Source organism: Kitasatospora sp. NPDC057198, assembly GCF_042670125.1.
GTDB lineage: Bacteria > Actinomycetota > Actinomycetes > Streptomycetales > Streptomycetaceae > Kitasatospora.
The window spans coordinates 1-5,150 of sequence record NZ_JBHUWH010000526.1; the positions used below are offsets into that span (position 1 = coordinate 1).

Below are 5,150 nucleotides of genomic sequence, written 5' to 3' on the forward strand. Positions count from 1 at the left end.
TTCGTTAAAGGTACTCGAGCTTGACCACGATCGAATCGTACAACCCCGCCGACCCCGACGACCTGGTCGTCTGGGTGCCGTCTACCGGGGCCGACGGCACCGCGGCGGCGCTCGCGGGCGCGCGCGAGGCGCAGCGCGGCTGGTGGGCGCTGGGGGCGGCCGGGCGGTCGCTCGCGCTGACCGGGGCCGCCGCGGCGATCGAGGCGGCCGCCGACGAACTGGTCGCCCTGGTGGTCCGCGAGGTCGGCAAGCCGGTCGCCGAGGCGCGCGGCGAGGTCGCCCGCACGGTGGCGATCTGGCGCTACTACGCGCAGGCGCCGTTCGCCGCCGCCGGCGAGGTGCACGAGCCCGCCGCCGGGCCGGGCCTGCTGCTCACCCGCCGCCGCCCGTACGGGGTGGCCGGGCTGATCACGCCGTGGAACTTCCCGCTGGCCATCCCGAGTTGGAAGGCCGCGCCCGCGCTGGCCGTCGGCAACGCGGTGGTGCTCAAGCCGTCCTCCGAGGCGGTGGCGGTCGCGCTGCGGCTGGCCGAACTGGCGGGCCTGCCCGCGGGCGTGCTGACGGTCGTGCCGGGCGGCGCCGAGGCGGGGACGGCACTGATCGACGGCGCCGACGTCGTCTCCTTCACCGGCTCGACCCGGGTGGGCCGCTCGGTGATCGCCGGGGCGACCGGGCGCGGCATCCCGGTGCAGGCCGAGATGGGCGGCCTGAACGCCGCCCTCGTCCTGCCGGACGCCGACATCCCGCAGGCCGCCGCGCACCTGGCGAACGCCATCGCCGGCTACGCGGGCCAGAAGTGCACCGCCACCAGCCGGGTGATCGCCGCCGGCGACGCCTACGAGCCGCTCGCCGGCGCCCTGGCCGAGGCGCTCGGGCGGACCCCGGCCGCCGACCCGTCCGCGCCCGCCACCTCCTGCGGACCGGTGATCAACCGGCAGGCGCTGGAGCGGCTGACCGGCGCCGTCGACAGCGCCCGGGCCGGCGGCGCGAGCGTGCTGGCCGGCGGCGCCAGGGCCGAGCGGACCGGCTGGTTCCTGGAACCGACCCTGGTCGAGAACGTCCCGGCCGGGCACCCGCTGCTGGAGGAGGAGTTCTTCGGCCCGCTCGCCGTACTGGTGCGCGCCGCCGACCTGGACGAGGCGATCGCGCTGGCCAACGACACCCGGCACAGCCTGTCCGCCTCCGTCCACTCGCGCAGCCTGGACGTGGCGCTGGCCGCCGCCGACCGGCTGGACGCGGGCATGATCCGGATCAACGCGCCCTCCAGCGGCGTCGACTTCCACCTGCCGTTCGGCGGCACCAAGGGCGCCTCGTACGGCTCCCGCGAGCAGGGGCGGGCCGCGCTCGACTTCTACACCGCCTCGCGCACCGTCAGTGTGCTGCCCGCCGGGGAGCACTGATGCACCAGGTCTCCACCACCGACTACCACACCGCGGGCGAACCGTTCCGGATCGTCACCGCCGGACTGCCGCCGATCCCCGGCGACACCGTCGCCGAACGCCGCTCGATCGCGATCGGCGCGGGCGGCAGCGCCACCTCGCCGCGCCCCGGCGCGCTGGACGACGTGCGCCGCCTGCTGACCCGCGAACCGCGCGGACACGCCGGCATGTACGGCGGGTTCGTGGTGCCCGCGGACGACGGCGGGGCCCACTTCGGCGTCCTGTTCTGGCACAGGGACGGCTACTCGACCGCGTGCGGCCACGGCACCATGGCGCTCGGCGCCTGGGCGGTGGACACCGGCCTGGTGCCCGCACCCGACGACGGCACCGCGCTGGTGCGCATCGACGTCCCCTCCGGCCGGGTCAGCGCCACCGTGCACCGCAGCGGCGGCCGCACCACCGCCGTGACCTTCCGCAACGTGCCGACCCGGGTGCTGGCCCGCAAGGCCGACCTGGCCACGTCGTTCGGGACGCTCCAGGTCGACCTGGCGCACTCCGGCGCGGTCTACGCCTCGCTGCCCGCCGCCGCGCTCGGCCTGTCCGTCGTCCCCGACAAGCTGCCCGAACTGACCGCGGCCGGGCGGGAGATCCGCGCCGCGCTGGAGGGCCACGAGGCGCTGGGGGGCCACGAGGCGCTCGCCGGGCACCGCGACGGCGTCTACGGGGTCATCCTGTACGACGAACTGCCCGACACGCCGACCGGCCCGCACCAGCGCAACGTCACCGTCTTCGCCGACGGCCAGATCGACCGCTCCCCGTGCGGCTCCGGCACCTCCGCCCGGCTCGCCCTGCTTGCCGAGGAGGGCGCGCTCGGCGGCGAACGGGTGCTGCGCCACGACTCGATCATCGGCACCGCCTTCACCGGCCGGGTCCGCGAGTCGAAGGACGGCGGCGTGGTCACCGAGGTCACCGGCACCGCCCACCGCACCGGCGAGCACCGCTTCGTCCTCGACGGCGAGGACACCCTCGGCGCGGGCTTCCTGCTGTGAGCGCGCACCTGGAGCTGACGCTCGACTTCGCGGCCGCCGTGGACGCGCTGGAGCGGACCCTGCTGGAGGGGCTGGACGTGGAGGCGTGCCCGGCGCGCTCCAACGTGCCCGTCCCGGCCGGGGAGCTGCTGCTGATGCCGGCGGCCACGGACCGGTACGCCGGGGTGAAGATCGCCGGGGTGGCGCCCGCCAACCCGGCGGCCGGACTGCCCCGGATCACCGGCTCGTACCTGCTGCTCGACGGCCCCACCCTGCAGCCGCTCGCCCTGCTGGACGGCGCGGCGCTCACCGCGCTGCGGACCCCCGCGGTGACCGCGCTGGCGCTGCGGGCGCTGGCCGGGCCGGCGGCCCGGCACCTGGTGCTGTTCGGCGCCGGGCCGCAGGCGCTCGGGCACCTGGCGGCGCTGACGGCGGTGCTGCCCGGGTTGGCCCGGGTCACCGTGGTGGCCCGCCGGCCCGGCCCCGCCGCCGAACTGGTCTCCCGCGCGGTCGGGTCGGGCCTGGAGGCGGCCGTCGGCACCCCCGGGGCGGTGGCCGAGGCGGACGTGGTGGTGTGCTGCACCACGGCCCGCACCCCGCTGTTCGACGGCGCGCTGGTGCCGGACCGGGCGGTGGTCGCGGCGGTCGGCTCGCACGAGCCGGAGGCCCGCGAGGTGGACGCCCGGCTGGTGGACCGCGCCGACCTGTTCGTGGAGGCCCGCGAGGTCGCCCTGCGGGAGGCCGGGGACCTGCTGATGGCCGGGGCCGGGGCCGAGCGGCTCGCCAATCTGGCCGAACTGGTCACCGGGAGGGCCGTCGTCCGCCATGATCGACCCAGGTTCTTCAAGAGCGTGGGTATGGCGTGGCAGGATCTCGCGGTGGCGGCGGCGCAGTACGACGCGGTGAGGTGGCGCGCGGGCGCGGACACGGGCGCGGACACGGACTGCGACGACCGCACGTAGGGCATTCACTCTCCGCAACGTGACATTGTACAATGGGGTTCTGTTGAACCTCCGGAGGAACACCATGGCCGACCTCAAGCCCCGCAACCTCATCTCCGTCCAGGAGCGGCTGCGCGACCAGGTCGCCCACGCCCTGCGTGCGGCGCTCATCTCCGGTGAACTGCGCCCCGGGGTGGTCTACTCCGCCCCGACGCTGGCCGCCGACTTCGGCGTCTCCGCGACCCCCGTCCGCGAGGCGATGCTCGACCTGGCCCGCGAGGGCCTGGTCGAGGCCGTCCGCAACAAGGGCTTCCGGGTGACCGAACTCTCCGACCGGGACCTCGACGAGTTCACCGAGATCCGCGCCCTGATCGAGGTCCCCACCGTCGGCCAGGTCGCCCGGACCGCCACCGCCGAACAGCTCGAAGCGCTGCGCCCGCAGGCCCAGGCGATCGTCGAGGCCGCCCGCAAGCACGACCTGATCGGCTACCTGGAGGCCGACCGGCAGTTCCACCTCGACCTGCTCTCGCTGGCCGGGAATGCCCGGCTGGTGGAGACCGTGAACGACCTGCGCAAGCGCTCCCGCCTCTACGGCCTCAACCGGCTCGACCAGCAGGGCGAGCTGGTCACCTCCGCCGAGGAGCACCTCGAACTGCTCGACGTGCTGCTGACCGGCGACGCCGAGGCCGCCCAGGAGTGCATGACCCGGCACCTGGGCCACATCCGCCACCTGTGGGCGGCCGGCGAACGGGCCGCCGGGCAGCCGGCCGAGCCGGAGAGCGCGCTGCGGCTGTCGGGGCGCTGACGGGCCGTCACCACCCTGAAGTAAAGGGTGAGTAAAGGCGAGGGGGGTGGTGGGCAAAGCGCTCCGGGCTGCTGCCACGCTCGCGCGGTCGTCAACCGTTCGAACGGGACCCACATGCTCATGCGCCCCCACCGGCTGTCCGCGGCCGTCCTGCTGTCCACGCTCACCGCTGCGGGCCTGACCGCCTGCGGGCCCGAGAAGCCCGGCGGGTCGGACGCGGCCGCCTCCGCTCCCGCCGCCCCCGCCTCGCCACTCGTGAGGAACAGCCCGGCCGTTCCCGAACCCGTGGCGCTGCTGCGGAAGGTGCGGACGGCCGGGGCCGCGCTCACCTCCGTCAAGACCAGCTACACCAACCACGGACGCCAGGGGGTCACCGGGAGCGTGTCGGCGGACCGGGACGGCAACTGCGTCGGCACGCTGGACGTCGAAGGCACGGGCGGCGCGCAGATCATCCGCATCGGCACCACCGTGTGGATGAAACCGGACGCCCGGCTCAAGGGCACGCTCATGCTCAGCGTGGCCGACCGCATCGGCGACAAGTGGCTTGCCTACTCCGCCCACGGCATCACCACCGCAGCGAAGTTCGCCGACTTCTGCGACCTCGGCCTGGAACTCCAGGAGCAGGCCGGCGTGGCGGAGGGCGGCGGCGAGGCGGGCCCGATCGGCGCGGCGGTGCCCAAGACGGTCGACGGCACCGAAGTCCTCACCTTCCCTCTGAGGGACCTCACCTACGGCGAGCTGGAGGCAGCCGTCACCCGCACCGCCGAGCCGCACCTGCTCTCGCTCAGCGGCGACACCATCGCCGTGGCGTTCAGCGAGTTCGACGAGCCGGTGCCGGCCACGCCGCCGCCCTCCGACCAGCTCTTCAACGGCGGCAAGCTGATCGACCGGGTCCCGATCCCCTAGACGAGTAGTTCCGAAGTCAGCTGGCTTTGCTGGTTCTGCTTCGGACATGCAGGAAGGGTGTCCAGCATTCGGGTTGTGACGACCGAAGAAC

5 protein-coding genes are annotated in these 5,150 nt (G+C 74.8%); all 5 read left to right on the plus strand.

Translation table 11 applies throughout. The features are described from left to right. Positions 1 to 20 precede the first annotated feature (20 nt). The 5 genes from ACFUEL_RS34675 to ACFUEL_RS34695 all read left to right on the plus strand — a co-directional run bounded on the left by ACFUEL_RS34675 (position 21) and on the right by ACFUEL_RS34695 (position 5,059). Entirely contained in the window at positions 21 to 1,400 is a 1,380-nt protein-coding gene (locus ACFUEL_RS34675) for an aldehyde dehydrogenase family protein (RefSeq protein WP_380241383.1), read from the plus strand. Then, positions 1,400 to 2,428, plus strand: coding sequence for a proline racemase family protein (locus ACFUEL_RS34680; RefSeq protein ID WP_380241385.1), 1,029 nt, complete (start codon positions 1,400 to 1,402; stop codon positions 2,426 to 2,428). The genes ACFUEL_RS34675 and ACFUEL_RS34680 overlap by 1 nt, the downstream gene beginning before the upstream one ends. After that, the gene (locus ACFUEL_RS34685) at positions 2,425 to 3,369 is read left to right on the plus strand and encodes an ornithine cyclodeaminase family protein (RefSeq protein ID WP_380241387.1); all 945 of its coding nucleotides are present in this window, start codon (positions 2,425 to 2,427) and stop codon (positions 3,367 to 3,369) included. Before ACFUEL_RS34680 ends, ACFUEL_RS34685 begins: the two co-directional genes overlap by 4 nt. 64 nt (positions 3,370 to 3,433) lie before the next feature. After that, positions 3,434 to 4,153, plus strand: coding sequence for a GntR family transcriptional regulator (locus ACFUEL_RS34690; RefSeq protein WP_380241391.1), 720 nt, complete (start codon positions 3,434 to 3,436; stop codon positions 4,151 to 4,153). Between the two features lie 114 nt (positions 4,154 to 4,267). After that, on the plus strand, positions 4,268 to 5,059 hold the full coding sequence (locus ACFUEL_RS34695) for a hypothetical protein (protein WP_380241389.1): 792 nt from the start codon (positions 4,268 to 4,270) through the stop codon (positions 5,057 to 5,059). Positions 5,060 to 5,150: the final 91 nt, after the last annotated feature.

What these genes read in the sequence shown, in the direction of transcription:
- ACFUEL_RS34690 (WP_380241391.1), top strand. Translation starts at nt 3,434, where the DNA reads ATGGCCGACCTCAAGCCCCGCAACCTCATCTCCGTCCAGGAGCGGCTG.
- ACFUEL_RS34695 (WP_380241389.1), top strand. Translation starts at nt 4,268, where the DNA reads ATGCTCATGCGCCCCCACCGGCTGTCCGCGGCCGTCCTGCTGTCCACG.
- ACFUEL_RS34680 (WP_380241385.1), top strand. Translation starts at nt 1,400, where the DNA reads ATGCACCAGGTCTCCACCACCGACTACCACACCGCGGGCGAACCGTTC.